General features: G+C 41.6%; 23 protein-coding genes. 20 read left to right on the top strand and 3 right to left on the bottom strand.

Annotated features, from left to right (window positions below):
• Positions 1 to 55 precede the first annotated feature (55 nt).
• The 6 genes from O3642_RS05930 to O3642_RS05905 all read left to right on the top strand — a co-directional run bounded on the left by O3642_RS05930 (position 56) and on the right by O3642_RS05905 (position 5,969).
• Complete coding sequence (locus O3642_RS05930) at positions 56 to 1,756, top strand: acetolactate synthase large subunit (protein ID WP_371605588.1); 1,701 nt, start codon at positions 56 to 58, stop codon at positions 1,754 to 1,756.
• Positions 1,749 to 2,225: an acetolactate synthase small subunit gene (ilvN, locus tag O3642_RS05925; protein ID WP_003010242.1), complete on the top strand. Its 477-nt coding sequence runs from the start codon at positions 1,749 to 1,751 to the stop codon at positions 2,223 to 2,225. The genes O3642_RS05930 and ilvN overlap by 8 nt, the downstream gene beginning before the upstream one ends.
• A gap of 66 nt (positions 2,226 to 2,291) precedes the next feature.
• Positions 2,292 to 3,314 (top strand): ketol-acid reductoisomerase, encoded by a 1,023-nt coding sequence (ilvC, locus tag O3642_RS05920; protein WP_320910919.1) that lies wholly within the window; start codon positions 2,292 to 2,294, stop codon positions 3,312 to 3,314.
• 76 nt (positions 3,315 to 3,390) lie between these two features.
• The gene (ilvA, locus tag O3642_RS05915; RefSeq protein ID WP_371605587.1) at positions 3,391 to 4,641 is read left to right on the top strand and encodes a threonine ammonia-lyase IlvA; all 1,251 of its coding nucleotides are present in this window, start codon (positions 3,391 to 3,393) and stop codon (positions 4,639 to 4,641) included.
• Positions 4,642 to 4,751: 110 nt separating this feature from the next.
• Complete coding sequence (locus O3642_RS05910; protein WP_003004210.1) at positions 4,752 to 5,645, top strand: SPFH domain-containing protein; 894 nt, start codon at positions 4,752 to 4,754, stop codon at positions 5,643 to 5,645.
• Positions 5,646 to 5,753: 108 nt separating this feature from the next.
• Positions 5,754 to 5,969 carry a hypothetical protein gene (locus tag O3642_RS05905; protein ID WP_003004771.1) on the top strand — a complete coding sequence of 72 codons (216 nt, stop codon included), beginning with the start codon at positions 5,754 to 5,756 and terminating at the stop codon, positions 5,967 to 5,969.
• 118 nt (positions 5,970 to 6,087) lie between these two features.
• On the opposite strand, the gene O3642_RS05900 is transcribed toward O3642_RS05905, so the two are convergent.
• Both O3642_RS05900 and O3642_RS05895 read right to left on the bottom strand, forming a co-directional pair.
• Positions 6,088 to 6,828: an amino acid ABC transporter ATP-binding protein gene (locus O3642_RS05900; RefSeq protein WP_155127046.1), complete on the bottom strand. Its 741-nt coding sequence runs from the start codon at positions 6,826 to 6,828 to the stop codon at positions 6,088 to 6,090.
• Entirely contained in the window at positions 6,828 to 8,390 is a 1,563-nt protein-coding gene (locus O3642_RS05895; protein ID WP_070590528.1) for an ABC transporter substrate-binding protein/permease, read from the bottom strand. Before O3642_RS05895 ends, O3642_RS05900 begins: the two co-directional genes overlap by 1 nt.
• A 117-nt stretch (positions 8,391 to 8,507) precedes the next feature.
• On the opposite strand from O3642_RS05895, the gene O3642_RS05890 reads away from it, so the two are divergent.
• The 9 genes from O3642_RS05890 (at position 8,508) to sufB (ending at position 18,723) form a co-directional block, all read left to right on the top strand.
• Positions 8,508 to 10,415, top strand: a complete 1,908-nt coding sequence (locus tag O3642_RS05890) for a DUF2207 domain-containing protein (protein WP_371605586.1) — start codon at positions 8,508 to 8,510, stop codon at positions 10,413 to 10,415.
• Positions 10,416 to 10,523: 108 nt separating this feature from the next.
• Complete coding sequence (locus O3642_RS05885; protein WP_371605585.1) at positions 10,524 to 11,360, top strand: undecaprenyl-diphosphate phosphatase; 837 nt, start codon at positions 10,524 to 10,526, stop codon at positions 11,358 to 11,360.
• Positions 11,361 to 11,495: 135 nt separating this feature from the next.
• Complete coding sequence (mecA, locus tag O3642_RS05880) at positions 11,496 to 12,233, top strand: adaptor protein MecA (RefSeq protein WP_151379282.1); 738 nt, start codon at positions 11,496 to 11,498, stop codon at positions 12,231 to 12,233.
• Positions 12,230 to 13,387, top strand: coding sequence for a glycosyltransferase family 4 protein (locus O3642_RS05875; RefSeq protein WP_369088136.1), 1,158 nt, complete (start codon positions 12,230 to 12,232; stop codon positions 13,385 to 13,387). The genes mecA and O3642_RS05875 overlap by 4 nt, the downstream gene beginning before the upstream one ends.
• Before the next feature lie 134 nt (positions 13,388 to 13,521).
• The gene (gene sufC, locus O3642_RS05870) at positions 13,522 to 14,292 is read left to right on the top strand and encodes a Fe-S cluster assembly ATPase SufC (RefSeq protein WP_003004238.1); all 771 of its coding nucleotides are present in this window, start codon (positions 13,522 to 13,524) and stop codon (positions 14,290 to 14,292) included.
• Between the two features lie 66 nt (positions 14,293 to 14,358).
• On the top strand, positions 14,359 to 15,621 hold the full coding sequence (gene sufD / locus O3642_RS05865) for a Fe-S cluster assembly protein SufD (RefSeq protein ID WP_371605584.1): 1,263 nt from the start codon (positions 14,359 to 14,361) through the stop codon (positions 15,619 to 15,621).
• Positions 15,622 to 15,630: 9 nt separating this feature from the next.
• A complete protein-coding gene (locus tag O3642_RS05860; protein ID WP_371605583.1) occupies positions 15,631 to 16,857 on the top strand; it encodes a cysteine desulfurase in 1,227 nt (408 codons plus the stop codon).
• A complete protein-coding gene (sufU, locus tag O3642_RS05855) occupies positions 16,844 to 17,278 on the top strand; it encodes a Fe-S cluster assembly sulfur transfer protein SufU (protein WP_371605582.1) in 435 nt (144 codons plus the stop codon). Before O3642_RS05860 ends, sufU begins: the two co-directional genes overlap by 14 nt.
• A 32-nt stretch (positions 17,279 to 17,310) precedes the next feature.
• A complete protein-coding gene (sufB, locus tag O3642_RS05850) occupies positions 17,311 to 18,723 on the top strand; it encodes a Fe-S cluster assembly protein SufB (RefSeq protein WP_003010279.1) in 1,413 nt (470 codons plus the stop codon).
• Between the two features lie 58 nt (positions 18,724 to 18,781).
• Here sufB and O3642_RS05845 read toward each other — a convergent pair whose 3' ends face one another.
• Positions 18,782 to 20,023 (bottom strand): serine hydrolase, encoded by a 1,242-nt coding sequence (locus O3642_RS05845; RefSeq protein ID WP_320910915.1) that lies wholly within the window; start codon positions 20,021 to 20,023, stop codon positions 18,782 to 18,784.
• A gap of 205 nt (positions 20,024 to 20,228) precedes the next feature.
• Between O3642_RS05845 and O3642_RS05840 the strand changes: the two genes are divergently transcribed.
• The 5 genes from O3642_RS05840 to O3642_RS05820 all read left to right on the top strand — a co-directional run bounded on the left by O3642_RS05840 (position 20,229) and on the right by O3642_RS05820 (position 26,729).
• Entirely contained in the window at positions 20,229 to 22,214 is a 1,986-nt protein-coding gene (locus tag O3642_RS05840) for a peptide ABC transporter substrate-binding protein (protein ID WP_155127073.1), read from the top strand.
• Positions 22,215 to 22,287: 73 nt separating this feature from the next.
• Positions 22,288 to 23,787 (top strand): ABC transporter permease, encoded by a 1,500-nt coding sequence (locus O3642_RS05835; RefSeq protein ID WP_070660865.1) that lies wholly within the window; start codon positions 22,288 to 22,290, stop codon positions 23,785 to 23,787.
• Positions 23,787 to 24,713 (top strand): oligopeptide ABC transporter permease OppC, encoded by a 927-nt coding sequence (oppC, locus tag O3642_RS05830; protein WP_003010290.1) that lies wholly within the window; start codon positions 23,787 to 23,789, stop codon positions 24,711 to 24,713. Before O3642_RS05835 ends, oppC begins: the two co-directional genes overlap by 1 nt.
• A gap of 11 nt (positions 24,714 to 24,724) precedes the next feature.
• Positions 24,725 to 25,792, top strand: a complete 1,068-nt coding sequence (locus tag O3642_RS05825) for an ABC transporter ATP-binding protein (protein ID WP_371605581.1) — start codon at positions 24,725 to 24,727, stop codon at positions 25,790 to 25,792.
• A 10-nt stretch (positions 25,793 to 25,802) separates the two neighbouring features.
• Complete coding sequence (locus tag O3642_RS05820; RefSeq protein WP_021154496.1) at positions 25,803 to 26,729, top strand: ATP-binding cassette domain-containing protein; 927 nt, start codon at positions 25,803 to 25,805, stop codon at positions 26,727 to 26,729.
• The last annotated feature ends 57 nt before the right edge of the window (positions 26,730 to 26,786 follow it).

Raw genomic sequence — 26,786 nt, 5'->3', positions numbered from 1 at the left:
AATGGTATGATAGTAGCATGCTAATTTGATATACAAAGTACTGGAAAGGAGAGACATGGAGAAAATTACCTTAGAAACTGCAAAAACCGGTTCAGAGCTCGTTCTTGAAACCCTGCGTGATTTGGGCATTGATACGATTTTTGGTTATCCTGGTGGAGCGGTTTTGCCTTTATACGATGCCATCTATAGCTTTGAGGGTATCCAGCATATCTTGGGTCGTCATGAACAAGGATGCTTGCATGAGGCTGAAGGCTACGCCAAATCAACTGGAAAGCTGGGTGTCGCAGTCGTCACTAGTGGACCGGGGGCGACCAATGCCATTACAGGGATTGCAGATGCCATGAGCGATAGCGTTCCCTTATTAGTCTTCACTGGTCAAGTCAATCGTGCTGGGATCGGGAAAGACGCCTTCCAAGAAGCAGATATTGTGGGAATTACCATGCCCATCACCAAGTACAACTATCAAGTACGTGAGACGGCAGATATTCCGCGAATTATCACAGAAGCTGTCCATATTGCGACGACCGGCCGTCCTGGTCCGGTGGTGATTGACCTTCCAAAGGATGTGTCTGCTTTAGAGACAGATTTTATCTATGAACCAAGTGTGAAGCTTCCAAGCTACCAGCCTACCATTGAACCCAATGAATTGCAGATCAAAAAGATTTTGAAGCAATTGAGTAAGGCTAAAAAACCAGTTCTTCTTGCTGGTGGTGGGGTGAGTTACGCTGGAGCTGCAAAAGAGTTGATTGCTCTAGCAGAGCGCTATCAGATTCCGGTAGTGACCAGTCTGTTAGGTCAAGGAACGATTGCGACCAGTCATCCTCTTTTCCTAGGGATGGGAGGAATGCACGGATCCTTCGCGGCCAATATCGCTATGACAGAGACGGATTTCATGATCAGTGTTGGTTGTCGATTTGATGACCGTTTGATAGGGAATCCAAAGACTTTCGCTAAAAATGCTAAGGTTGCCCATATCGACATTGATCCTGCAGAGATTGGGAAGATCATTGATGTCGACATTCCTGTTGTTGGCGATGCAAAGAAGGCCTTGCAGCAGTTGCTAGCAGAGCCGACGGTTCATAACAACACAGAAAAATGGATCGAAAAGGTGACCCAAGATAAGAACCGAGTTCGTTCATACGACAAAAAAGAACGGGTTGTGCAGCCACAAGCTGTGATTGAACGCATCGGAGAGTTGACCAAGGGGGACGCTATTGTCGTCACAGACGTTGGACAACACCAAATGTGGGCAGCTCAATACTATCCTTACCAAAATGAGCGCCAATTGGTGACATCTGGTGGTCTAGGAACGATGGGATTCGGTGTTCCTGCAGCTATCGGAGCGAAAATTGCCAATCCAGATAAAGAAGTTGTTCTCTTTGTCGGAGATGGTGGTTTCCAAATGACCAACCAAGAATTGGCGATCTTAAATATTTATAAGGTTCCGATCAAGGTCGTTATGCTCAACAACCACTCGCTTGGGATGGTCCGTCAATGGCAAGAAGCCTTCTATGATGGTCGGACGTCAGAGTCAGTCTTTGATAGCCTTCCGGATTTCCAATTGATGGCGCAAGCTTACGGGATCAAGAATTATAAATTTGATAATCCTGAAACTCTTGAGAAGGATTTGGAAGTCATCACAGAAGATGTACCAATGTTCATCGAAGTAGACATTTCTCGGAAAGAGCATGTCTTGCCGATGGTACCAGCTGGTAAGAGTAATCATGAGATGTTGGGGGTGAAGTTTAATGCGTAGAATGTTAACAGCCAAACTTCAAAACCGATCAGGTGTTCTGAACCGCTTTACTGGAGTCTTGTCGAGACGTCAAGTCAATATCGAAAGCATCTCTGTTGGCGCAACAGAAAACCCTAATGTATCGCGGATTACCATTATCATTGATGTTGCTTCGCACGATGAAGTGGAGCAAATCATCAAACAGCTCAACCGCCAGGTGGATGTGATCCGTGTCCGGGATATCACGGATAAACCACACTTGGAGCGCGAAGTTATCTTGGTGAAAGTTTCTGCACCAGCTGAGAAGCGGGCAGAAATCTTGGCCATTATTCAACCTTTCCGTGCAACCGTGGTCGACGTAGCTCCAAGCTCGATTACTGTTCAAATGACGGGAAATGCAGAAAAGAGCGAAGCCCTCATTCGTGTCATTCGACCTTATGGGATTAAAAACATTGCCCGCACCGGTGCAACCGGATTTACTCGAGATTAATTCTCGCCTTAACATTGTTAACCCCGCCTTAAAAAGGCAAATTAAAATAGAAAAGAGATTTTACTTATGGCAGTTCAGATGGAATACGAAAAAGATGTTAAAGTTGCAGCGTTAACTGGTAAAAAAATTGCTGTAATCGGTTATGGTTCTCAAGGACATGCACACGCACAAAATTTGCGTGACTCAGGTCATGATGTTATTATCGGTGTTCGCCCAGGGAAATCATTCGATAAAGCAAAAGAAGATGGCTTTGATACCTATACGGTGGCAGAAGCGACTAAATTGGCTGATGTCATCATGATTTTGGCACCAGATGAAATCCAACAAGAATTGTACGAAACAGAAATTGCGCCAAACTTGGAAGCTGGTAATGCGGTTGGTTTTGCGCATGGATTTAATATCCATTTCGAATTCATCAAGGTTCCAGCAGATGTCGATGTCTTTATGTGTGCTCCAAAAGGACCAGGTCACTTGGTACGTCGTACTTACACTGAAGGATTTGGTGTACCAGCACTTTACGCTGTCTATCAAGATGCTACTGGTAATGCGAAAGATATCGCTATGGACTGGTGTAAAGGTGTTGGTGCGGCACGCGTTGGTCTTCTTGAAACAACTTACAAAGAAGAAACGGAAGAAGATTTGTTCGGAGAACAAGCTGTACTTTGTGGTGGTTTGACTGCCCTCATCGAGGCTGGTTTTGAAGTATTGACTGAAGCCGGTTATGCTCCAGAATTAGCATACTTTGAAGTTCTTCATGAAATGAAATTGATTGTGGACTTGATCTACGAAGGTGGCTTCAAGAAAATGCGTCAATCAATCTCTAACACTGCTGAATACGGTGACTATGTATCAGGCCCACGTGTAATCACTGAACAAGTGAAAGAAAATATGAAAGCTGTTCTTACTGACATTCAAAATGGTAACTTCGCTAACGACTTTGTTAACGACTACAAAGCTGGACGTCCAAAATTAACTGCTTACCGCGAACAAGCTGCTAACCTTGAAATTGAAAAAGTTGGTGCTGAATTGCGTAAAGCAATGCCGTTCGTTGGTCAAAATGACGATGACGCCTTCAAAATCTACAACTAATTGTCTGTAGAAGACTAAGCAAGTTGGGACACCCTGGCTTGCTTTTTTCATCAAATCACAGCAACAGAGGTATGAAATGATAACAGCAAAAGATGTGGCTAAGGCCCATAAAATATTAAGTGGAGTCGTTGTCAATACGCCCCTTGAATACGACCACTATTTATCTGAAAAATATGGGGCAAAGATTTATTTGAAAAAAGAAAATGCCCAACGCGTTCGTTCTTTCAAGATTCGTGGCGCCTACTTTGCGATCTCTCAATTATCAAAAGAAGAGCGGGAACGTGGGGTAGTGTGTGCATCTGCGGGAAACCATGCGCAAGGGGTTGCTTACACATGTAATGAGATGAAAATTCCAGCGACTATTTTTATGCCCATTACGACACCGCAACAAAAGATTGGACAAGTCCGCTTCTTTGGTGGGGATTATGTAACAATCAAGTTGGTCGGAGATACTTTTGATGCTTCAGCGAAGGCAGCACAAGAATTTACACTTTCAGAAAAAAGGACCTTTATTGACCCATTTGATAATCCATTCGTACAGGCTGGTCAAGGGACGGTTGCCTACGAAATCCTTGAGGATGCTCGGAAAGAGTCGATTGCCTTTGATGCTGTCCTTGTTCCGGTCGGTGGAGGAGGCCTCATTTCAGGTGTTTCTGCCTACATCAAAGAAACGGATCCTCGGATTGAGGTCATTGGGGTAGAGGCCGAGGGAGCACGCTCCATGAAGGCGGCCTTTGAAGCAGGAGGCCCCGTCAAATTACCAGAAATTGATAAGTTTGCAGACGGAATTGCCGTACAAAAGGTGGGACAATTGACCTATGAAGTAACCCGCCAGCATGTGGAAACCCTGGTTGGGGTCGATGAAGGTTTGATTTCAGAGACTTTGATTGATCTTTATTCTAAGCAAGGGATCGTAGCCGAACCAGCGGGAGCTGCCAGTGTGGCATCCCTTGAAATCTTGCGCGAATACATCAAGGGTAAAACGATCTGTTGTATTATCTCAGGTGGGAATAATGACATCAACCGTATGCCTGAGATGGAAGAACGTGCCTTGATCTACGATGGAGTAAAACACTACTTTATCATCAATTTCCCACAACGTCCAGGTGCCCTTCGCGAATTTGTAAATGATATCTTAGGGCCAAATGATGATATCACGCGTTTTGAATACATTAAACGCGCCAGCAAGGGGACAGGTCCTGTCTTGATTGGGGTTACTTTGGCTAATAAACATGACTATGCAGGCTTGGTCAACCGTATTGAGCGTTTTGATCCGTCTTTCATTAATTTGAACGGAAATGAAACTCTCTATAATATGCTAGTCTGAATATCATACAGAAACAAACGACTATTTAAGCAATATATTTTGATGGAATATATTGCTTTTTTATGAAGACTTGTGATATGATATGCGTAAATTAAAAGGAGGAACTTTTTATGCCAGGATTTATTATCTTTGTTTTATTCTTGCTACTAGTTGCAGGAGTCATTGTGATCAGCTCACTATATGTGGTGAAACAACAATCCGTTGCCATCATTGAGCGTTTCGGACGTTATCAAAAAATTAGTGATAGTGGCATTCATATGCGAGCGCCTTTTGGCATCGATAAAATTGCCGCACGAGTTCAATTGCGCGTCTTGCAGAGTGAGATCGTGGTTGAAACAAAAACTCAGGATAACGTATTTGTCACCATGAATGTGGCGACGCAATACCGAGTGAACGAAAGCAACGTAAAGGATGCCTACTACAAACTCATGCGCCCAGAATCACAGATTAAATCATACATTGAAGATGCTCTTCGTTCTTCTGTGCCTAAGCTGACCTTGGATGAATTGTTTGAGAAAAAAGATGAAATCGCCCTTGAAGTTCAAAAACAAGTGGCAGAAGAAATGTCAACTTATGGATATATTATTGTTAAAACCTTGATCACCAAAGTTGAGCCAGATGCCGAAGTGAAACAATCCATGAATGAGATCAATGCAGCGCAAAGAAAACGCGTGGCAGCTCAGGAATTGGCAGAAGCAGACAAAATCAAGATCGTTACTGCTGCCGAAGCTGAGGCGGAAAAAGACCGTTTGCACGGGGTTGGTATTGCTGAGCAACGGAAGGCTATTGTCGATGGATTGGCAGACTCTATTAAAGAGTTAAAAGGTGCGAATGTAGACTTGACTGAAGAACAAATCATGTCTATTCTCTTAACCAACCAGTACTTAGATACCTTAAATAATTTTGCAGATAAAGAAGGAAATAATACGATTTTCCTACCAGCAAACCCAGATGGCGTCGAAAACATTCGTACACAAATATTATCAGCCTTGAAAGCAAAGTAAACTTTTTTTCATTTTTTAAAAAAGGTTCGTATTTTCAGCGATTTTAGTTGACAAAATGTGCAAAAAAATTTATATTAGTATTGGAAATAATAATATAGGAGAAAGATCATGGCTAAATCGAACTTTGAAAAAGTAGAATCAGTTGTTGGATGGGTGCGTGATAAGAAAATTACAGGTTATCGTATCAGCAAAGAAACAAACGCCCGTGAAATGTCTATCATTGCCTTGGCTCAAGGACGTGCAAAAGTGAAGAATATCTCGTTTGAAACTGCACTTGGATTGATTGATTTTTATGACAAAAATCATCAAAAATTCGAAGATTAATTTGTTGTTCCAATTGAAAACCAGAGAGTTTGCTCTCTGGTTTTTTTGATGCCTCACAAGCAGAAGCGGTACAAAAAACAGCTTGCTTCCATACTGGTAAGCAAACTGTTTCAAGAGATTAATGTAAGAAGCGTTGAAGGAATTCCTTGGTCCGTTCTTCTTTGGGATTGCTAAAGATTTCTTTTGGATCTCCTTGCTCAGCGATGACACCCTTGTCCATGAAGATGACCCGGCTAGAGACATCGCGGGCAAATTCCATTTCGTGGGTGACGACAATCATGGTGAGGCCTTCTTTTGCAAGGTCCTGCATGATTTTCAAGACTTCCCCAACCATTTCTGGGTCTAGGGCAGAAGTTGGTTCATCGAAGAGAATGGCATCAGGATCCATTGAGAGGGCACGTGCGATGGCGACCCGTTGCTTTTGACCACCTGAAAGTTGTTTCGGACGGGCAGCCCAATATTGAGAGCCCATACCGACTTTTTCAAGGTTTTCTTTGGCAATTTTTTCTGCGGTTTCACGATCACGCTTGAGGACGGTTGTTTGTGCAACGATCGTATTTTCTAAGACATTTAAATTTTCAAAGAGATTAAAGCTTTGGAAAACCATTCCCAATTTCTCGCGGTAGTGAGTAAGATCATACTCAGGATCAAGAACATTTTGTCCACGATAGAGAATCTCTCCAGCTGTAGGAGTCTCTAGAAGATTGATGGAGCGAAGGAAGGTTGATTTTCCGCTACCAGAGCTCCCGATGATGGAGATCACCTCTCCTTTTTCAACGGTGAGCGAAATATCTTTCAAGACTTCATTTTGACCGTAAGATTTTTTTAAATGTTGGATTTCAAGAATTTTTTCTGCCATTATTTCACCTCTTTGACTTGCATTTGATTTGCACCTGTAGTGTAAGTATCAGAATCTAAGCGACGTTCGATGTAGCGAAGGATTCGTGTGATAGTAAAGGTGAGAACGAAGTAAATCACAGCGATGATCGTAAAGGTTGGGAAGTATTGGTAGTTTTGAGTTGCGACCGTATTTCCTGTAAAGTACAGTTCAACTACAGAGATAACATTCAAAACAGATGTATCCTTGATGTTAATAACAAATTCATTCCCTGTTGCTGGCAAGATATTGCGAACAACCTGTGGAAGGACGACCTTGCGCATGGTTTGTCCATGGGTCATTCCTAGAGCAGTCGCTGCTTCAAACTGACCTGGATCCACTGCTAAGATCCCACCACGAACAATCTCACTCATATAAGCTCCGGTATTGATTGATACGATAAAGATGGCGGCCCAGGTACGATCCAAGGAAATGTTGAAGGCTTGGGCGGAACCGTAGAAAATGACCATGGATTGAACGATCATCGGAGTTCCACGGAAGATTTCAATGTAGACATTGAGGAACCAACCAAAGGCAGTTTGGCATCCAGCAAGGAATTTATTTTTAGCCTTCGGAGCTGTCCGGAAGACACCGATTAACAAACCGATAATCAACCCAGCGATAGTTCCAGTCATAGAGATTAAGAGGGTCATTCCAGTTCCCCGTAAGAACTGTGGGCCATTATCCTTTAAAATCTTCATCATTTGGCTAAAGAATGTCTGCTTATCATCACTAGCATCACTGGAAGCTGGTTGCTTCTTAATCATATCATCCATGAGTTTGACTTGGTCTTCAGACGAAATCTTAGCTAGTGCGGCATTGACCTGGTCAATTCTAGTGTCACCCTTCTTCATCCCGATAGCGATAGTCGCATCTTCTTCCCCAACTTCAAATCCTTTTTTGAATTGAATCATCTTAAATTTAGAATTAGCGGACTCGGCGGTTAGGGCTTCGGGACGTTCAGAAACATAGGCATCAATAACACCCGATTCTAAAGCTTGACGCATCTGGGCAAAATCACCCATTGCAGTTTCTTGTTTCGCACCCTTGAGTTGGGAAATGAGAGAATAGAGGTAGACCCCTTGTTGAGAGGTGACCTTTGCATCCTTAAAGTCATCTAGACTAGTGGCGTTTGCATAGTTTCCATCTTTACGAACGAGCATGACCGGTTCACTGGTATAGTAGCTCTTGGAGAAGGCGACCTCTTTTTTACGTTCAGCGGTTGGACTCATCCCAGCGATAATCATATCGATTTTACCAGAAGTGAGGGCTGGAATTAAACCGTTCCAAGATGTTTTTACGATCAGAGGTTTTTTACCTAACTCCTCAGCAACTTTTTTGGCGATTTGGACATCGTACCCATTGGCATATTGATTGGTACCGTCAATTTTAACAGCTCCATTTGCATCATCTTCTTGGGTCCAGTTGAAAGGAGCGTAGGCCGCTTCCATTCCGATTCGTAAATAGTCATCTGCATGAGCAACCTGTGTGATCCCCAGGCAAATGAAAAGCCCCGTTAAGAGCGCGAATAATGTTTTTTTCATTTTTTCTCCTCTTCCTTATTTTAACTTCTCCTATTGTACAGTAAAATAGGTTGCATTTCAAACATGGTCCTCTTTTTATTTAAAAAATGCTATAATAATACAAAGGAGCGTGATCAAATGAAAAAGTATTTGTATGTTTTTTTCGCCTTTCTGGCCTGCCTTTTTGTCAGTCAGAATGTCCATGCATCTAGTCCATCTTATGATGTACTTTACTATGGTGGAACCTTGACCTTGGACACCTGGGACGACGCCACCTATGAGGAAGAACTGGTTTATTATTTCAAAGATTCTTATAGAGGGCAGTATGTTAGCCTAGGAACTGCGGGGAACATGCCACAAGGCTTTGCAATTGAGATACCGCCAAAGGTTGAGGTGGAAGGTCGTGAGCTTCAAAGAGAACCCGAGATTACGAATCTAGGTGATGGCTACCGAGTGAAAATTTATAACAGTGGTGTAGCGACAGATACAGTCAAAATTAAAGTTACATGGAAATTAAAAAATCTCCTCTATTCACACAAGGATATCTTGGAGTTGAACTGGAAACCGATCACAGATGGTGATCAGAAGGTGGATGAAGTTCAGTTTCGTGTTATTCCTAAGTTCGCGCCCGCCAATGCCCAATCGGAACTGTATATCCATACAGCCTTTATGGGACCGGATGTGACTGTAAAGAAAGAAGATGGAATCTATTCTGCCACTTTCTATAACCTAGGCAAAGGAAAGGTTGTGGAGTTGTATGGTTACTGGTTGAAGTCAGACCTAACTACCTTGTATGATTCTGGTCGAAATACAGGATTAACCAAATTGGATGAATTTCACAAGAACCAAGCTAAAATTGAACAGGAAAAATACTGGACACGCATGTTTTGGAACTGGATCTTACCAGCCTTATTTATTGCACTCTGGCTTCTTTCTCTCTTGGGTCGCAATCGGTTCAAAAAAATGATTTGGCCTGGTGTGACCTATCCGACCGATACTCGTCTTTATGAAATTCCACAGGATATTGCACCTCTTGTCATGAGTTCGGTTGTTTATTCAGCTGAATTAGACGAGGCCTCCCCAACCAATAAAGAGAAGGCAACTCCGCCAGTATTCACATTTGAAAAAATGCTTCAAGCTACATTGCTAGATTTGATGGATCGTGGAGTGATTGTCTACGAGCAACAAGGAAATGAAGTCGTTTTAACGAGAAAGTCTCATGGGCATGTAGATGATTTTGAACGCTCCTTTATGAATATGGCTTTTGGGGATCAAGTTTCCTGTCCTGTTAACCGTCTCTTTGAAAATTATAAATTTAGTGATGATGTATACAAACATGCCAAAAAAGCAGATCAAGATGCCATTCGTTCACTAGGAAGTTGGGCTCAGGGTCGTTTTGATACGGCTGTCAACCAAGTGGCCAGAGATGTTCATCGCAAGGTGGAAGATCTCCATTTGCCAAGCTACTATCGCCCTTTAGAAGCAAAAGAAGAAGCGCAAGCTAGACGAAGTCTCTTCTTTGGTTGGGCTGCTTGGTTTATCGCCCTTGGAGCAGAAATCTTTGCCATCTTTGGGATGGGTTGGTTCTCTGTTCCTTGTTTGATAGGGATCCTCATACTTTGGTTTATGCCAGTGCGCTTCAATGGTGTCTTTAAGGCCTGCCTACGAGATGGTGTTGTTAATCTTGCGGGTGCTGAGCAACGCTATTACTGGGATAGTTTTGGTCGGATGTTGAAAGAGATTGCTCACCTCAACGATGCAGAGTTGCAGTCTCTGGTCCTATGGAACCGCTTATTGGTCTATGCGGCCTTGTATGGTGTAGCCGATCAGGTCACAAAGGTCATGAAACTTCGGAATATTCATTTAGAAAATCAAGCCTTAAACGCCTTCGTTTACACCCCGTTCTATCATGATGTGACCCACTCAAGTCATGCCATGTCTACTTATGGATCGACAGCATCGACGGCTAGTCATTTCACAGTTTCCTCTGGTAGTGGAGGAGGTTTCTCTGGCGGAGGAGGCGGAGGAGGCTTTGGTGCCTTCTAAGTAGCACTAAGAATGGTCTTGGTCGCTCTTTCCCTTCTAGTTTAGAAGGCCTGGTCCAGTCCATAGATTTATGATATAATAGAGCAAATGTAAGTTTAGGAGAAAAAGATGTTTCTGATCGAATTAATCAAGGCGGTTCTTTTTGGGATTGTCGAGGGGATTACAGAATGGTTACCGATCTCAAGTACAGGTCACTTGATTCTGTTACAGGATTTTGTGCAGTTTAAAAATCAAGATCCAGCCTTTATGGAGATGTTCAATGTCGTGATCCAATTGGGTGCGATCCTAGCGGTTGTGGTGATTTATTTCGATAAATTATATCCCTTCAAACCTGGGAAATCTCCACTAGAAGTACGTCGGACTTGGCAATTATGGGCAAAAGTTGCGGTTGCAACCCTCCCTCTTGTCTTTGTTTTTAAATTGGATGATTGGTTTGAGGCGCATTTCCACAATTCGATTTCCGTTGCGATTATGTTAATCACCTACGGGATTGCCTTTATCTATCTGGAAAGACGGGAACAAGTTGAGCCAGCAGTAACGGAATTGCATAAGCTTCCTTATCGAACAGCTCTTTATATCGGACTCTTCCAAGTCTTATCGCTATTTCCAGGAACAAGCCGTTCAGGTGCTACGATTGTAGGTGGCTTGATCAATGGTGTTAGCCGTCCAGTGGTGACAGAATTTACCTTTTATTTGGGGATTCCAGCTATGTTTGGGGCTAGCCTCTTAAAGGTTGGGAAATTCGTTCTAGGAGGGCATTCGCTTGCACTGGGACAACTCTTTATTCTACTGGTAGCGATGGGAGTAGCCTTTGTGGTTAGTATGTATGCCATCCGCTTCTTGACAGATTATGTGAAAAATCATGATTTCACCGTCTTTGGGAAATACCGGATTGTTCTTGGTTCTATCTTGTTATTGTATGGACTCCTCCGTGTCATTTTCTAATAGAACGGTTGAACTCGATCAAATTGTTTTTTGAGGTTGGAGACTTTTGTCCCAACCTCTTTTCTATGCATCCTTTTTTTGAATTCTATCCAATTTTTTAGTATAATAGTAAGACTAGAAGTATGAGGTTATGCTATGAAGATGAAGCAAATTAGTGATTCAACTATTAAAATCACAATCCAACTAGAAGACTTAGAAGAACGTGGGATGGAAATTGCTGATTTTCTTGTCCCGCAAGAAAAAACAGAAGAATTTTTCTACGCCATTTTGGATGAGCTCGAAATGCCAGAAAGCTTCCTGGATAGCGGGATGCTGAGTTTTCGTGTGACACCAAAACCAGATAAATTGGATGTTTTTGTTACCAAATCAAAAATTGACCAACAATTGGATTTTGAGGATTTGTCAGATCTTCCTGATATGGAAGAGTTGTCGCGCATGACGCCAGATGAATTTATCAAAACCTTGGAAAAAACAATCTCTGATAAGACAAAAGGGGATGCAGAAGCTATTCACCATTTGGAACAAGAAGAGTTACGTGACAATCAAGAACAAGATCCGACACCTGAATCACTAGTAAGTCAGTATATTTATTACATTTTGCGTTTTTCAAATATCCAGCAAGCAGTCGCTTTTTCAAAAACGGTCAGCTTTCCAGTGGATACCTCTGAATTATACAAAATGGGATCCGATTATTATTTAACTGTCTTGATCGATACAGAGGATCAACCAAATCAATATCCAACCTGGTTACTTGCTATCATTCGGGAGTATGCGGATGATTCAGAAGTGACACGGGCAGTTCTGCAGGAACATGGTCATTTATTAATGGTGTCTGGTGCGATTGAGAATTTGAAGAAAGTTGCTAGCTTATGATGTCCTTTTCCTTGCAATTTGTTCTGGTGCTGATTGGGACTTTTGTGATTGCCTTGGTATTGACGCCCTTGGTTCGCCTATTCTCCTTTAAGATTGATGCCGTAGATTATCCGAATGCGCGTCGGATCAATACCAAACCCATGCCAAGCGCGGGTGGACTGTCTATTGTGATCGCTTTTTCGATTGCGACTCTCGTCTTTATTCCTATGCTGACATCCACCGCCGCACCAATCAAAAGTTACCTCTCCTATACATTGCCGGTCGTAGGAGCGGGATGGATTATCGCTCTCACAGGCTTGATCGATGATGTAAAAGAGTTGTCTGCCAAGAAAAAGATGATCGGCATCCTGCTAGCGGCGAGTCTGGTCTGGTTTTTGACGGATTTTCGGCTGAATGATTTTAAGATTCCTTTCGGTGGTCCCTTACTTCATTTTGAACCATGGCTATCGTATCTTTTGACAGTGATTTGGATTGTTTCTATCACCAATGCGGTCAATCTGATTGATGGACTAGATGGATTGGTGAGTGGGGTCTCTATTATTTCTCTCGTGACAATGGGGATTGTGTCCTATTTCTTTCTGCCGGTGCCCAATCTCTTTTTGACCATGACGATCTTTGTCTTGGTTGCGTCCATCGCAGGTTTCTTTCCTTTTAACTACCATCCGGCTATTCTCTATTTGGGAGACACGGGTGCCTTGTTTATAGGATTCATGATTTCTGTCTTGTCCTTGCAAGGTTTGAAAAATTCAACGGCAGTTGCTGTCGTTACTCCTATGATCATTTTGGGAGTACCGATTACAGATACCTTTTTAGCCATTATCCGTCGGACCCTGTCTGGTCAAAAATTTTATAAACCGGATCGCAATCACTTACACCACCGACTTCTGTCTCTGGGCTTGACACATCGGGGAACTGTACTTGTGATCTATGGAATTTCGATGATTTTCTCCTTGATTTCTCTCTTGCTCAACATCTCGAGTCGCATTGGGGGCGTCCTACTTGTGATCGGGCTCTTGTTTGGAGTAGAGTTGTTAGCAGAATTGATCGGGGTACTGGGTCCACATCATAGTCCTTTGTTAAATGTTCTGCGCTATATAGGGAATTCTTCCTACCGGGAGGAAGTTCGTCAAAAACGAAAAGAAAAAACTAAATAAGAATAGTTCTAATCAAAAGAAAAGCCATTTGGGCTTTTTTTTGATATACTTGAAAGGTAAAAAAATACTTTGTGATGAAGGAATCTTTGCTTTGAGAACCTTCTAGACTTCAAAGTAAAAAGAAAGGGAATGCAATGTCGACATTAGAAATTAAAGACCTTCACGTTGAAATTGAAGGCAAAGAAATTTTAAAAGGTGTAAACCTGACCCTAAAAACTGGTGAGATCGCAGCCATCATGGGACCAAACGGAACAGGGAAATCTACTCTGTCAGCTGCCATTATGGGAAATCCGAATTATGAAGTAACCAAAGGGGAGATTCTCTTTGATGGTGTCAACATCTTGGAATTGGAAGTAGACGAACGTGCACGGATGGGCTTGTTCCTTGCTATGCAGTACCCTTCAGAAATCCCAGGAATTACCAATGCAGAATTTTTACGTGCAGCCATGAATGCTGGTAAAGAAGAGGACGAGAAGATCTCTATTCGTGATTTCATCAAAAAATTGGATGAAAAGATGGAACTGCTCAACATGAAAGAAGAAATGGCAGAACGCTATTTGAACGAAGGCTTCTCTGGTGGTGAGAAAAAACGCAATGAAATCCTTCAATTGTTGATGTTGGAACCAACATTTGCCCTTTTGGATGAAATTGACTCTGGTTTGGATATCGATGCTCTTAAGGTTGTATCTAAAGGGGTTAATGCAATGCGAGGTGAAGGTTTTGGAGCGATGATCATCACCCACTACCAACGTTTGTTGAACTATATTACTCCTGACGTCGTTCATGTGATGATGGAAGGCCGTGTCGTGCTTTCAGGTGGACCAGAATTGGCTGCACGCTTGGAACGTGAAGGATATGCCCAACTTGCAGAAGAACTCGGTTACGACTATAAAGAAGAACTATAACCTGATGACAAGTGATCTAATGTTGTCATAAAATCAAACAGATAGTATCTTTATTAGGAGAAAAAAATGAGTATTGAAAATATTACCCTCTTTTCGGAACTACATGCTGAGCCAAGCTGGCTGCAAGATTTACGAAAACAATCTTTTGACAAGATCGATCAGTTGGAATTGCCAGCCATTGAACGCGTCAAATTCCACCGCTGGAATCTTGGGGATGGAACGATCACAGAAAGCGAGGCTTCTGCCAATGTTCCCGATTTTACAGCCCTTGATTCAAATTTAAAATTGGTCCAAGTTGGAACCCAAACTGTATTTGAACAGGTGCCACAAACCTTGGCAGACCAAGGAGTCCTTTTCACAGATTTCCATACTGCCCTAGAAGAAATTCCGCAGGTAGTGGAAGACTACTTCATGTCTTCGGTTAAATACGATGATGATAAACTAGCAGCATACCACACAGCTTATTTTAATAGTGGGGCTGTCCTTTATGTTCCAGACAATGTCGAAATTTCAGAACCAATCGAAGGCATTTTCTACCAGGATAGCGACAGTGATGTACCTTTTAATAAGCACATTTTGATTATCGCAGGTAAAAACAGCAAGTTCAGCTATTTGGAACGTTTGGAATCAAAAGGTGAAGGCTCAGCAACAGCAACTGCTAATGTGACGGTTGAAGTGATCGCTCGCTCAGGTGCCCAAGTGAAATTTGCGGCGATTGACCGTCTGGGTGAAAATGTCACAGCCTACATCAGTCGACGTGGGAAACTAGGACAGGATGCCAGCATTGATTGGGCTATTGGTGTTATGAACGAAGGTAACGTGGTTGCAGATTTTGACAGTGACTTGGTTGGAAACGGAAGTCATGCAGATTTGAAAGTCGTTGCCTTATCAAGTGGTCGTCAGGTACAAGGAATTGACACCCGCGTGACCAACTTTGGTTGCAACTCGATCGGAAATATCTTGCAACACGGGGTTATTCTTGAAAAAGGAACCTTGACCTTCAACGGAATTGGTCATATCATCAAGGGAGCTAAAGGAGCAGATGCTCAGCAAGAAAGCCGTGTCTTGATGTTATCGGATCAAGCGCGTTCAGATGCCAACCCAATCCTCTTAATTGATGAAAATGACGTCACAGCAGGTCATGCTGCATCGATCGGTCAAGTGGACCCAGAAGATATGTATTACCTCATGAGTCGTGGTCTGGATCAACACACAGCAGAACGCTTAGTGGTGCGTGGTTTCTTGGGATCTGTTATTGTTGAAATCCCAGTTAAAGAAGTACGTGATGAAATGATTGCGACTATCGAAGAAAAGTTATCTCAACGCTAAGGAGAAACGATGCTAGATAAAAATACGATTGCTCAAGATTTTCCCATTCTCGATCAACTAGTTCACGATGAGCCTTTGGTTTATCTAGATAATGCAGCGACGACGCAAAAACCTAAACGTGTTCTTGAAGCCGTTAATCACTATTATTTGCAAGATAACGCCAATGTTCATCGTGGAGTTCATACTTTGGCTGAACGAGCGACAGCAGCCTATGAGGCGGTGCGTGAGAAAGTCAGAAAATTTATCAACGCTTCATCAACCAAGGAGGTGCTCTTTACAAGAGGGACAACGACTGGACTCAACTGGGTGGCACGCTACGCAGAAGAAGTCCTAAAGGAAGGGAATGAGGTCCTGATTTCCATCATGGAACATCACTCCAACATCATTCCTTGGCAACAAGCCTGCAAGAAGACAGGAGCAAAACTGGTCTATGTCTATCTAAAAGATGGCTTGCTGGATATGCAGGACTTAAAGAGCAAGCTTAGTGAGAAGACAAAATTTGTCTCCATCACCCATGCTTCGAATGTCTTAGGGGTGGTCAATCCGATCAAGGAAATTGCTCGATTAGCTCATGAAGTTGGAGCGATCATGGTCGTAGATGGGGCTCAATCAACCCCTCATATGGCCATTGATGTACAAGGCTTAGATGCGGATTTCTTTGCTTTTTCTGGCCATAAGATGGCTGCACCAACAGGGATTGGTGTCCTCTATGGGAAGGAAGAAATCTTAGAGCAAATGTCTCCGATCGAGTTTGGGGGCGAGATGATTGACTTTGTTTATGAACAATCTGCCTCTTGGAAGGAATTGCCTTGGAAATTTGAAGCTGGAACACCTAATATGGCGGGTGCAATTGGACTTGGTGCAGCAATCGATTACTTAGAAGAGCTGGGTATGGACCAAGTAGAAGCGCATGAGCAAGAATTGATTGCCTATGTGTTTCCAAAATTACAGGCTATCGAAGGCTTGACCATCTATGGTTCCCAAGACTTAGCCCAACGTTCTGGCGTCATTTCCTTCAATCTAGGAGATATCCATCCGCATGACTTAGCAACAGCACTAGATTATGAAGGGATTGCCGTTCGTGCAGGTCACCTCTGTGCACAACCGCTCCTTCAATACCTACAAGTCCCAGCGACAACGAGAGCAAGTTTTTATATCTACAACACCAAAGCGGACTGTGATAAATTAATTGAGGCATTGATCAAAGCAAAGGAGTTTTTCAATGGCACTTTCTAAATTAGATTCGCTGTACATGGCGGTCGTAGCCGATCATTCAAAACACCCCCACCACCAAGGACAAATTGAAGATGTTGATCAGATCCAACTCAACAATCCAACTTGTGGAGATGTGATCCAGTTAAGTGTGAAATTTGATGAGAATGACAGGGTGGAAGATATCGCCTTTGTTAATTCAGGATGTACGATCTCGACCGCTTCAGCTAGTATGATGACGGATGCTGTAATGGGAAAAACAAAAGAGGAAGTCGAAGAATTGGCGCAGGTCTTTTCAGAAATGGTCCAAGGGAAGTCAGATCCTCGGCAAGAGGAGTTGGGAGATGCAGCCTTCTTCTCTGGAGTCTCAAAATTCCCACAACGGATTAAATGTGCGACCCTCTCCTGGAATGCTCTTAAAAAAGCGATCGAACGTAGCAAATAGTTAAAAGAAGAAACAGAGAAAGAAAGGAAATTATGGCTGAAGAAAGAGTCGAACCGAAACCAATTGATCTCGGTGAATATAAATTTGGATTTCACGATGATGTTCAACCCATTCTCTCTACCGGGAAGGGATTGAATGAAGCGGTTATTCGTGAATTGTCTGCAGCAAAAAATGAACCCGAATGGATGCTCGAATTCCGTTTGAAATCTTTTGAAACCTTCAAAAAGATGCCCATGCAAACCTGGGGAGCCGATCTATCAGAGATTGACTTTGATGATTTGATCTATTATCAAAAACCTTCGGATAAACCTGCCCGTTCATGGGACGAAGTTCCAGAGAAAATCAAGGAAACCTTTGAGCGTATCGGGATTCCTGAAGCAGAACGTGCTTACTTAGCAGGGGCTTCTGCTCAGTATGAATCAGAAGTGGTTTACCACAATATGAAAGAAGAGTTTGAAAAGTTGGGGATTATCTTTACTGATACCGATTCTGCCTTAAAAGAATATCCAGATCTTTTCAAACAGTACTTTGCGAAGTTAGTGCCACCAACGGATAACAAATTGGCTGCCCTCAACTCAGCAGTCTGGTCTGGTGGAACCTTCATTTATGTACCAAAAGGCGTAAAAGTCGACGTCCCCCTTCAAACTTACTTCCGTATCAACAACGAAAATACAGGTCAGTTTGAGCGTACCTTGATTATCGTGGATGAGGGAGCAAGTGTTCACTATGTGGAAGGCTGTACAGCACCGACCTATTCAAGCAATAGCCTCCATGCAGCGATTGTTGAGATCTTTGCCTTGGATGGTGCTTATATGCGCTACACGACCATCCAAAACTGGTCTGACAATGTCTACAACTTGGTCACCAAGCGGGCCAAAGCTCAAAAAGATGCTACAGTTGAGTGGATCGACGGGAACTTAGGAGCGAAGACAACCATGAAGTACCCATCTGTTTATCTAGATGGAGAAGGAGCGCGTGGGACCATGTTGTCCATTGCCTTTGCGAATGCAGGTCAACACCAAGATACAGGTGCCAAGATGATCCACAATGCCCCTCACACTAGCTCGTCTATCGTATCCAAATCCATCGCGAAAGGTGGCGGAAAGGTAGACTACCGTGGACAAGTAACCTTTAACAAAAATTCCAAGAAATCAGTTTCTCATATCGAGTGCGATACCATTATTATGGATGATTTGTCAGCATCAGATACGATTCCATTTAATGAAATCCACAACTCACAAGTTGCTTTGGAGCACGAAGCTAAAGTTTCAAAAATCTCAGAAGAGCAACTGTATTATTTGATGAGTCGTGGTCTGTCTGAATCAGAAGCGACAGAAATGATTGTCATGGGATTTGTAGAACCCTTTACAAAAGAACTTCCAATGGAATATGCCGTTGAGTTAAACCGACTCATTAGCTACGAAATGGAAGGATCTGTAGGATAATTCGTTTTAATAGCAAAATAAAATCACAATGGATTTGACTCCATTGTGATTTTTTTGCTTATAGCTTTTCGTTGACATAACGAACAAATTCATTCCACCAAACCTTTAAGAAAAAGCTTTTCTCAATGGTTCTTCCCGATACCATATCGACCGTTGGCTCTTGATCTTCTAAGTAGCCACGTCCGATTTTATCTGGATCAGTGTAGTGTAATTTTCCAAGATTTGTGCCTGATTTGACAGGTGCTCGGAATGATTCTTGGTTGCTCTTGAATTGAATTTTTGGTTCCGCTTGACTGCCTTGCTTTTCAACAATATAGAAGTCTTTTTTTGCAACAGCTAAAACAGTCTCGGACTTCCCGTCCATGACAGTTGCCTTACTTTTTCCGTAGGGATCTCCTTCTTTGACGACAATGGAAGAAACAAAGGTTCGTACCACGTAGTTCATCAGAGAAGAAGTAGCCACAAAACGTGCATATGGATCACCGTCAACTGCCTCCACTCCTAGGACAACCGTGATCATGTGGATGCCATTTTGCGTCGTTGATGCAGCAAATGTGATACCACCTTTGGTAGAGTTGCTGACCCGAAGGCCGTCGACTCCCGACCGGTAATTCGGCATGCCTTCTAGCATCAGGTTGGGGTTTTCAATCTGCGTGTTTGAAAAAAGAGCAGTGGGTTTTGAAGTATATTTGGTCACTTCAGGAAAATCCTGGAGTAAGTGCTTGGCAATGACAGCAATATCATAAGCACTCAATTGATTTTCGTCTCCTTTCCCGTCAGGATCTCCGCTGATGGTTTGAGTATTTAATCCGGTAGCATTAATTAAATGAGGAGATTGAATGCCCCATTCAGAAAGTTTCTGCTTCATTTTTTCAACGAAGCTTTTCTCAGAGCCCCCCACTTTCTCAGCTAAGGCCAAGGCAGCAGTACTAGAATTTCCAACTAAAAGAGCAGTCAATAACTGTTCAACCGTATATTGGTTCGCTTCCATAGGAAGAGTACCAGCACCTTCGATATCATTTAAAGCCAGAGCTTTCTCAGACAATTTGATAGGATCTTTTAGAGAAAGTTTTTTTTCATGAATAGCTTCGAAAATCAGATAAGTGGTCAAGAGTGTAGATAGTCCCCCCACATCTCGTTTTTTCTCTGAATCCTTTTCATATAAAATTTTACCTGTATCAGCTTCAACAGCAATAGCACTTTGAGCAGGAAGTTCTAGCTCATCTGCCAGAACGACTTGATAAGGTAAACTGCATAACAGCAGCATGAAGGTTAAAAAAGAAAGAAAGAATTTTTTCACAGTAATTTCCTCATTATTTAGTCTTCTCTATTGTATCATACAAATGATTAATGGAAAATTGTAAAATCATCAATTAGGCTAAAAAGTCAGTCATAGCAAGGTTTTTGAATAGTGATAAAACGAATATTCAGAAAATTTAGTTTACTTTTTTTTCTACTTGTGATATAATCTTAAACAAATCTAAAAAAACTATTGGAGAATTCCTATGAAAAAAGGTAAAGTATTCGCAGTTGCCGGAGTAACACTCCTTGCAGCTGGATTGTTAGCTGCATGTTCTAGTTCAAATACTAGCAAAGCAAGCTCAGGCGAAGACAAAAACTATGGTTATGTCTACACTTCAGATCCAACAACTTTGGACTATACAATTTCTTCTAAAGCTGCTACCCATGACATCACTACAAATGTGGTAGACGGTTTGTTAGAAAATGATAAATACGGTAACCTTGTACCTTCACTTGCGGAAGACTGGTCTGTTTCTAAAGATGGTTTGACTTATACCTACAAGATTCGTAAAGGTGTCAAATGGTATGATGCGGATGGTGAAGAACACGGCGAAGTGACTGCCAAAGACTTCGTGACTGGTTTGAAACACGCTGCTGATAAAAAATCGGAAACTCTTCCACTCGTTCAAGGTTCTGTCAAAGGATTGGATGATTATGTCCAAGGAAAAATCACAGACTTCAGCCAAGTTGGTGTCAAAGCGGTTGATGATTACACACTTCAATACACATTGAACAAACCTGAAACTTTCTGGAACTCTAAAACGACTAACGGAATTTTGTTCCCAATAAGCACAGAGTTCTTGAAGAGTAAGGGAGATGATTTTGGTCAACCAAACGATGTGAAGTCAATCCTTGCAAACGGACCTTTCCTTCTTAAATCAATCACTTCAAAATCATCTGTTGTATTTGAAAAGAATGACAACTACTGGGATAAGAAAAACGTTCACCTGAAAGAAGTAAAATATACTTATTACGATGGATCAGACCAAGATTCATTGGCACGTGGATTCTCTGATGGTGCTTATACAAAAGCTCGCCTTTTCCCTGCAAGTTCAAACTTTGCAACTGTAGAGAAAAAATATAAAGACGATATCTTTACTACACCAGCAGGATCAGGTGTAGCAGTTCTTGGCTTTAACCTTGATCGTCAATCTTACAAACACACTGCTAAAAAATCAGATGCTGAAAAGACTGCGACTAAGAAAGCAATTTTGAACAAAGATTTCCGTCAGGCCATCACTTTTGCCTTGAACCGTGAAAACTACTCAGCACAAGTCAATGGTAAAGAATTTGCTAAACCAGCTATCCGTAATACATATGTTGCACCTGCATTCGTACAAGTAGATGGAAAAGACTTCGGAAATGTAGTTGCAGATAAGTTGACTACTTATGGAGACCAATGGAAGGGTATCAACCTTGCAGATGGTCAAGATGGTCTTTATAACAAGGATAAAGCAAAAGCGCAACTTGAAAAAGCCAAAGCTGAACTTCAAAAAGATGGTGTTCAATTCCCAATTCATATTGATGTACCGGTAGCACAAAATTCTACAAACTTTGTTTCACGGATGCAATCTCTGAAACAAACGGTAGAAGATACTCTTGGTAAAGACAATGTCGTTCTTGATCTTCAAATGATGGACTCAGACGAAGTGTTGAATATTACTTTGAATGTGCCATCAGCTGCAGACGCAGACTGGGATCTTCAAGGAATGGTAGGATGGAACCCAGACTATGATGATCCATCAACTTACCTTGATACTCTTCAACCAGCTTCTGAGGACCAAACAAAAGTTTACCTTGGTTTTGCAGGTGGTGTAGATAACCCATCAGCAAAAGCTGTAGGTTTGGATGAGTTTGCAAAACTTCTTGACGATGCAAACAACGAAACACAAGATGTTGTGAAACGTTATGAAAAATACGCAGTAGCTCAAGCTTGGTTGACAGATAGTGCGATTGTTATTCCAACGATGTCAAGTACAGGTGCTGCAACAGTTGTTTCTAAGGTAGTTCCATTCTCTGAACCATCATCACAAACAGGTAACAAAGGTTCAACATACTTGAAATACGTTGAAGTTCAAGATGAGCCGGTTACTAAGAAACAATACGATGAAGCCCTTAAGAAATGGCAAAAAGAAAAAGCTGAGTCAAACAAAAAAGCTCAACAAGATCTTGAAAAACACGTTAAATAATTAAATTATTGATTTTCATTAGAACTTTCTCTTCTAGGGGAGAAAGTTCTTTTGGACATTAAAGGAATGAAATATGAAAAAATATGTTTTTATGCGTATTTTGCGTTCGTTAGTGTCGATCTTTCTCGTCACGACATTAACCTACATGATTATCTATACGCTAACACCGAGAAATCTCATCTTTAAAAATGACCCTAACTACAATAAAGTAGCGAAGACAAAGGATTCGAAGATCAACTACGAAAATACTGTCTATGATCGCATGGGTTATTTGGAATACATGGATTCAAAGAGCTTGCAACAAAAAGCAAGTAAAGAAGATTCTTCTGTAACAGTTGATGCGACTACTGCTAATGAAAAGATCTATAAAGAATACATTAACAAATTAGGTCATGGTTGGCAGTTGAAACGTTTCCCAGAAAGTAAGTCTTTTTATGCGGTGCGTGAAATTCCGGTTTTTGAACGTGTCATTAGTTTCTATGCGAATTTGATTCAATTTGATCATCCAGGTTGGGTGAAAGATGCCTCAAATCCAAACCTCAAACGCTATATCCGTATTGAAAATGATCCATCTATTGGTTGGTCTGTTGTAGGTTCTGGTACGAAGCACAAATACCTCTTGTACTTTAATGGTCAATTCCCATATGTACACCAAAACTTTGTGACCTTAAACCTTGGAAATTCATATCCAACTTATTCAAATACCCCTGTTCTTCAAGTTATTACCCAAGGACAAGGAACAACTAAGAAGAGTGAAGTGAACTTCCCAACAGGTAAAAAGACATCTTCAATCGATATCTACTCACGTACCTACAAATCACCAAGTAAGGCAGACTCACAAGATATCAGTCGATTTGGTAAAGGGGACGCTTATACAGCAACGTTGAGCAACTATGAGAATCCATCCATGATTGCATCTTCTTCAATCATTGGTTTGATTGGTATTGCGATTGCTTACTTGATTGCGATCCCATTAGGATCTTACATGGCTCTGTTCAAGGACTCATGGTTTGATAGCATCTCAACAGCAACCTTGACATTTATGATGTCTCTTCCAACTATTGCCCTTGTTTACATTGTGCGTCTAGCAGGTTCATTCTTTGGACTTCCAGACTCATTCCCAGTACTTGGAGCACAGGATTGGCGTTCATATGTATTGCCTTCTCTGATTCTTGGCTTGTTGAGTGCTCCATTTATCGCAGTTTGGATTCGTCGTTACATGATCGATATCCACTCGCAAGATTTCGTCCGTTTTGCTCGTTCAAAAGGATTGTCAGAACGTGAGATCTCAAGAAAACACATCTTCAAAAATGCGATGGTTCCATTGGTATCTGGTATTCCAGGTTCTATTATTGGAGTTATCTCAGGTGCGACACTTACTGAAACGGTCTTCGCTTTCCCAGGTATGGGTAAAATGTTGATTGACTCTATTAAAGCATCAAACAACACCATGGTCATCGGACTTGTCTTCATCTTCACATCACTTGGTATCTTTGCTGCCATGTTAGGTGATATCTTGATGACAGTGCTTGATCCACGGATTAAATTAACGAATACGAAAGGAGGCAAATAATGGCTACAATCGATAAAAATAAATTTCAGTTTGTAAAACGCGATGACTTTGCCTCTGAAGTAATCGATGCTCCAGCATATTCTTACTGGAAATCTGTATTCAGACAATTCTTGAAAAAAAGAACTACCATCATTATGCTTGCTATTTTAATTGGGATTCTCTTGATGAGTTTTGTCTATCCTATGTTTTCAAATTTTGATTACAACGACGTAAGTAAGGTAAATGACTTTTCAGCACGTTTGAATCCACCAAGTGCCAAAGCTTTCTTTGGTACAGATAATAACGGTAAATCCCTCTTTGATGGAGTTTGGTTTGGTGCTCGAAATTCTATTATCATTTCCTTCATCGCCACTGTTATTAACGTTGTAGTCGGAGTCATCGTTGGTGGAATTTGGGGGATCTCAAAATCTATCGACCGTATCATGATGGAAGTTTATAACGTTATTTCAAACATTCCATTTATGTTGATCGTTATCGTCTTGACTTACTCAATGGGATCTGGTTTCTGGAACTTGATTCTTGCCATGTCCTTAACAGGATGGATCGGAATTGCTTATACCATTCGTGTCCAAATCATGCGTTACCGTGATTTGGAGTACAACCTTGCCAGCCGAACATTAGGAACACCAACTTTGAAAATTGTTACGAAAAATATTTTGCCTCAATTGGTATCTGTTATCGTGACACAAACATCACAGTTGCTTCCAAGCTTTATTTCTTACGAAGCTTTCCTTTCATTTTTCGGACTTGGTCTTCCAATTACAGTTCCAAGTTTGGGACGGTTGATTTCTGACTATTCTCAAAACGTAACTACAAATGCCTACCTATTCTGGATTCCGCTTACTGTTTTGATTTTAGTATCCTTGTCATTCTTTATCGTCGGACAAAACTTGGCCGATGCCAGCGACCCACGTACACATAGATAGGAGGAGTAGATATGACATCAAATAACAATATTATTTTATCTGCTCAAGATATCGTAGTGGAATTTGACGTGCGCGATCGCGTACTGACAGCTATTCGTGGCGTATCGCTTGAGCTAGTGGAAGGTGAAGTTCTTGCCTTGGTTGGTGAGTCAGGTTCAGGGAAATCAGTTTTGACAAAAACATTCACTGGAATGTTAGAAGATAACGGCCGTATTGCCCAAGGTTCGATTAAATACCGTGGTCAAGAATTGACAGATTTGAAATCGAATAAAGATTGGGAAAATATTCGTGGATCAAGGATCGCTACAATTTTCCAAGACCCAATGACAAGTTTGGACCCAATCAACACAATTGGTTCACAAATTACAGAAGTCATTATCAAACACCAAGGGAAAACAGCTAAAGAAGCCAAAGAAATGGCTTTGGACTATATGGAGAAAGTTGGAATTCCAGATGCTGAACGTCGTTTTGATGAGTATCCATTCCAATATTCAGGTGGGATGCGTCAACGGATCGTTATTGCCATCGCCTTGGCCTGTCGTCCAGATATCTTAATCTGTGACGAACCAACAACAGCCCTTGACGTAACCATTCAAGCGCAAATCATTGATTTATTGAAATCCCTTCAAAAAGAATACCAATTTACAGTTATCTTTATCACCCACGACTTAGGTGTGGTTGCAAGTATTGCAGATAAAGTAGCCGTTATGTATGCTGGAGAAATTGTTGAGTTTGGTAAAGTAGAAGAAATTTTCTACGATCCAAAACATCCATACACATGGAGTTTGCTTTCAAGCTTGCCTCAATTATCAACCTCAGATGGTGATCTTTACTCTATTCCAGGGACTCCGCCATCATTGTATGCTCCAATTAAAGGAGATGCCTTCGCACTTCGTTCAGACTATGCAATGCAGATTGATTTTGAAGAAGAGGCACCTGCTTTCAAAGTAACCGATACTCACTGGGCTAAGACATGGTTGCTCCATCCAGATGCACCAACAGTTCATAAACCAGAAGTAATCGAAAACCTTCACGAAAAGATTGGCTCAAAAATGGGCTTCACTCACATGACAGAATAGGAGGAAGGAAATGACTGAAAAATTAGTTGAAATTAAAGATTTAGAAATTTCCTTCGGTGAAGGAAGTAAAAAATTCGTTGCTGTAAAGAACGCCAACTTCTTCATTAATAAGGGAGAAACTTTCTCTCTTGTTGGTGAATCAGGAAGTGGGAAGACAACAATTGGACGTGCTATCATCGGTTTGAATGATACAAGTGCTGGAGAAATTATTTATGACGGTCGCAAGATCAACGGAAGAAACTCTCATAGTGAAAAATCAGAGTTGATCCGTAAAATTCAAATGATCTTCCAAGACCCAGCAGCAAGTTTGAATGAACGTGCAACAGTTGATTATATTATCTCTGAAGGTTTGATCAACCACCATTTGTTTAACAGTGAAGAAGAACGTCAGGAAAAAGTAAAAAATATTATGCATGAAGTTGGACTTCTTGCAGAACATTTGACACGTTACCCTCACGAATTCTCAGGTGGTCAACGTCAACGGATCGGTATTGCACGTGCACTTGTCATGGAACCAGAATTTGTCATTGCGGATGAACCAATCTCAGCCCTTGACGTTTCAGTACGTGCGCAAGTCTTGAACCTTTTGAAAAAATTCCAAAGAGAATTAGGCTTGACCTACCTCTTTATCGCCCATGACTTGTCAGTTGTACGCTTCATTTCTGACCGTATTGCAGTTATCTATAAAGGGGTTATTGTAGAAGTAGCAGAAACTGAAGAGCTATTTAACCACCCAATCCATCCGTACACGCAATCGCTTCTTTCAGCGGTCCCAATTCCGGATCCAATTCTAGAACGTAAAAAAGTTCTAAAAATTTACGATCCAGAACAACATGATTACTCTGAAGATAAACCACAAATGGTTGAAATTAAACCAGGTCATTATGTATGGGCTAACAAAGCTGAAGAAAACAAATACAGACAAGAATATAAATAGAGAGGATTCCCTCTCTATTTTCTTTATTTCAAAAAACTTTCAAGAAAGTAAAAAAAT

Source organism: Streptococcus sp. 27098_8_66 (genome assembly GCF_041431945.1).
Taxonomy (GTDB): Bacteria; Bacillota; Bacilli; order Lactobacillales; family Streptococcaceae; genus Streptococcus; species Streptococcus dentalis.
Note: the sequence above shows the minus strand (reverse complement) of the source record. Positions and strands in the feature narration are given on the sequence as shown.

Excerpts from the sequence above, each read along its gene's own strand:
- O3642_RS05930 (WP_371605588.1), top strand. The coding sequence starts at position 56 with ATGGAGAAAATTACCTTAGAAACTGCAAAAACCGGTTCAGAGCTCGTT.
- ilvN (WP_003010242.1), top strand. The coding sequence starts at position 1,749 with ATGCGTAGAATGTTAACAGCCAAACTTCAAAACCGATCAGGTGTTCTG.
- ilvC (WP_320910919.1), top strand. The coding sequence starts at position 2,292 with ATGGCAGTTCAGATGGAATACGAAAAAGATGTTAAAGTTGCAGCGTTA.
- ilvA (WP_371605587.1), top strand. The coding sequence starts at position 3,391 with ATGATAACAGCAAAAGATGTGGCTAAGGCCCATAAAATATTAAGTGGA.
- O3642_RS05910 (WP_003004210.1), top strand. The coding sequence starts at position 4,752 with ATGCCAGGATTTATTATCTTTGTTTTATTCTTGCTACTAGTTGCAGGA.
- O3642_RS05905 (WP_003004771.1), top strand. The coding sequence starts at position 5,754 with ATGGCTAAATCGAACTTTGAAAAAGTAGAATCAGTTGTTGGATGGGTG.
- O3642_RS05900 (WP_155127046.1), bottom strand. The coding sequence starts at position 6,828 with ATGGCAGAAAAAATTCTTGAAATCCAACATTTAAAAAAATCTTACGGT.
- O3642_RS05895 (WP_070590528.1), bottom strand. The coding sequence starts at position 8,390 with ATGAAAAAAACATTATTCGCGCTCTTAACGGGGCTTTTCATTTGCCTG.
- O3642_RS05890 (WP_371605586.1), top strand. The coding sequence starts at position 8,508 with ATGAAAAAGTATTTGTATGTTTTTTTCGCCTTTCTGGCCTGCCTTTTT.
- O3642_RS05885 (WP_371605585.1), top strand. The coding sequence starts at position 10,524 with ATGTTTCTGATCGAATTAATCAAGGCGGTTCTTTTTGGGATTGTCGAG.
- mecA (WP_151379282.1), top strand. The coding sequence starts at position 11,496 with ATGAAGATGAAGCAAATTAGTGATTCAACTATTAAAATCACAATCCAA.
- O3642_RS05875 (WP_369088136.1), top strand. The coding sequence starts at position 12,230 with ATGATGTCCTTTTCCTTGCAATTTGTTCTGGTGCTGATTGGGACTTTT.
- sufC (WP_003004238.1), top strand. The coding sequence starts at position 13,522 with ATGTCGACATTAGAAATTAAAGACCTTCACGTTGAAATTGAAGGCAAA.
- sufD (WP_371605584.1), top strand. The coding sequence starts at position 14,359 with ATGAGTATTGAAAATATTACCCTCTTTTCGGAACTACATGCTGAGCCA.
- O3642_RS05860 (WP_371605583.1), top strand. The coding sequence starts at position 15,631 with ATGCTAGATAAAAATACGATTGCTCAAGATTTTCCCATTCTCGATCAA.
- sufU (WP_371605582.1), top strand. The coding sequence starts at position 16,844 with ATGGCACTTTCTAAATTAGATTCGCTGTACATGGCGGTCGTAGCCGAT.
- sufB (WP_003010279.1), top strand. The coding sequence starts at position 17,311 with ATGGCTGAAGAAAGAGTCGAACCGAAACCAATTGATCTCGGTGAATAT.
- O3642_RS05840 (WP_155127073.1), top strand. The coding sequence starts at position 20,229 with ATGAAAAAAGGTAAAGTATTCGCAGTTGCCGGAGTAACACTCCTTGCA.
- O3642_RS05835 (WP_070660865.1), top strand. The coding sequence starts at position 22,288 with ATGAAAAAATATGTTTTTATGCGTATTTTGCGTTCGTTAGTGTCGATC.
- oppC (WP_003010290.1), top strand. The coding sequence starts at position 23,787 with ATGGCTACAATCGATAAAAATAAATTTCAGTTTGTAAAACGCGATGAC.
- O3642_RS05825 (WP_371605581.1), top strand. The coding sequence starts at position 24,725 with ATGACATCAAATAACAATATTATTTTATCTGCTCAAGATATCGTAGTG.
- O3642_RS05820 (WP_021154496.1), top strand. The coding sequence starts at position 25,803 with ATGACTGAAAAATTAGTTGAAATTAAAGATTTAGAAATTTCCTTCGGT.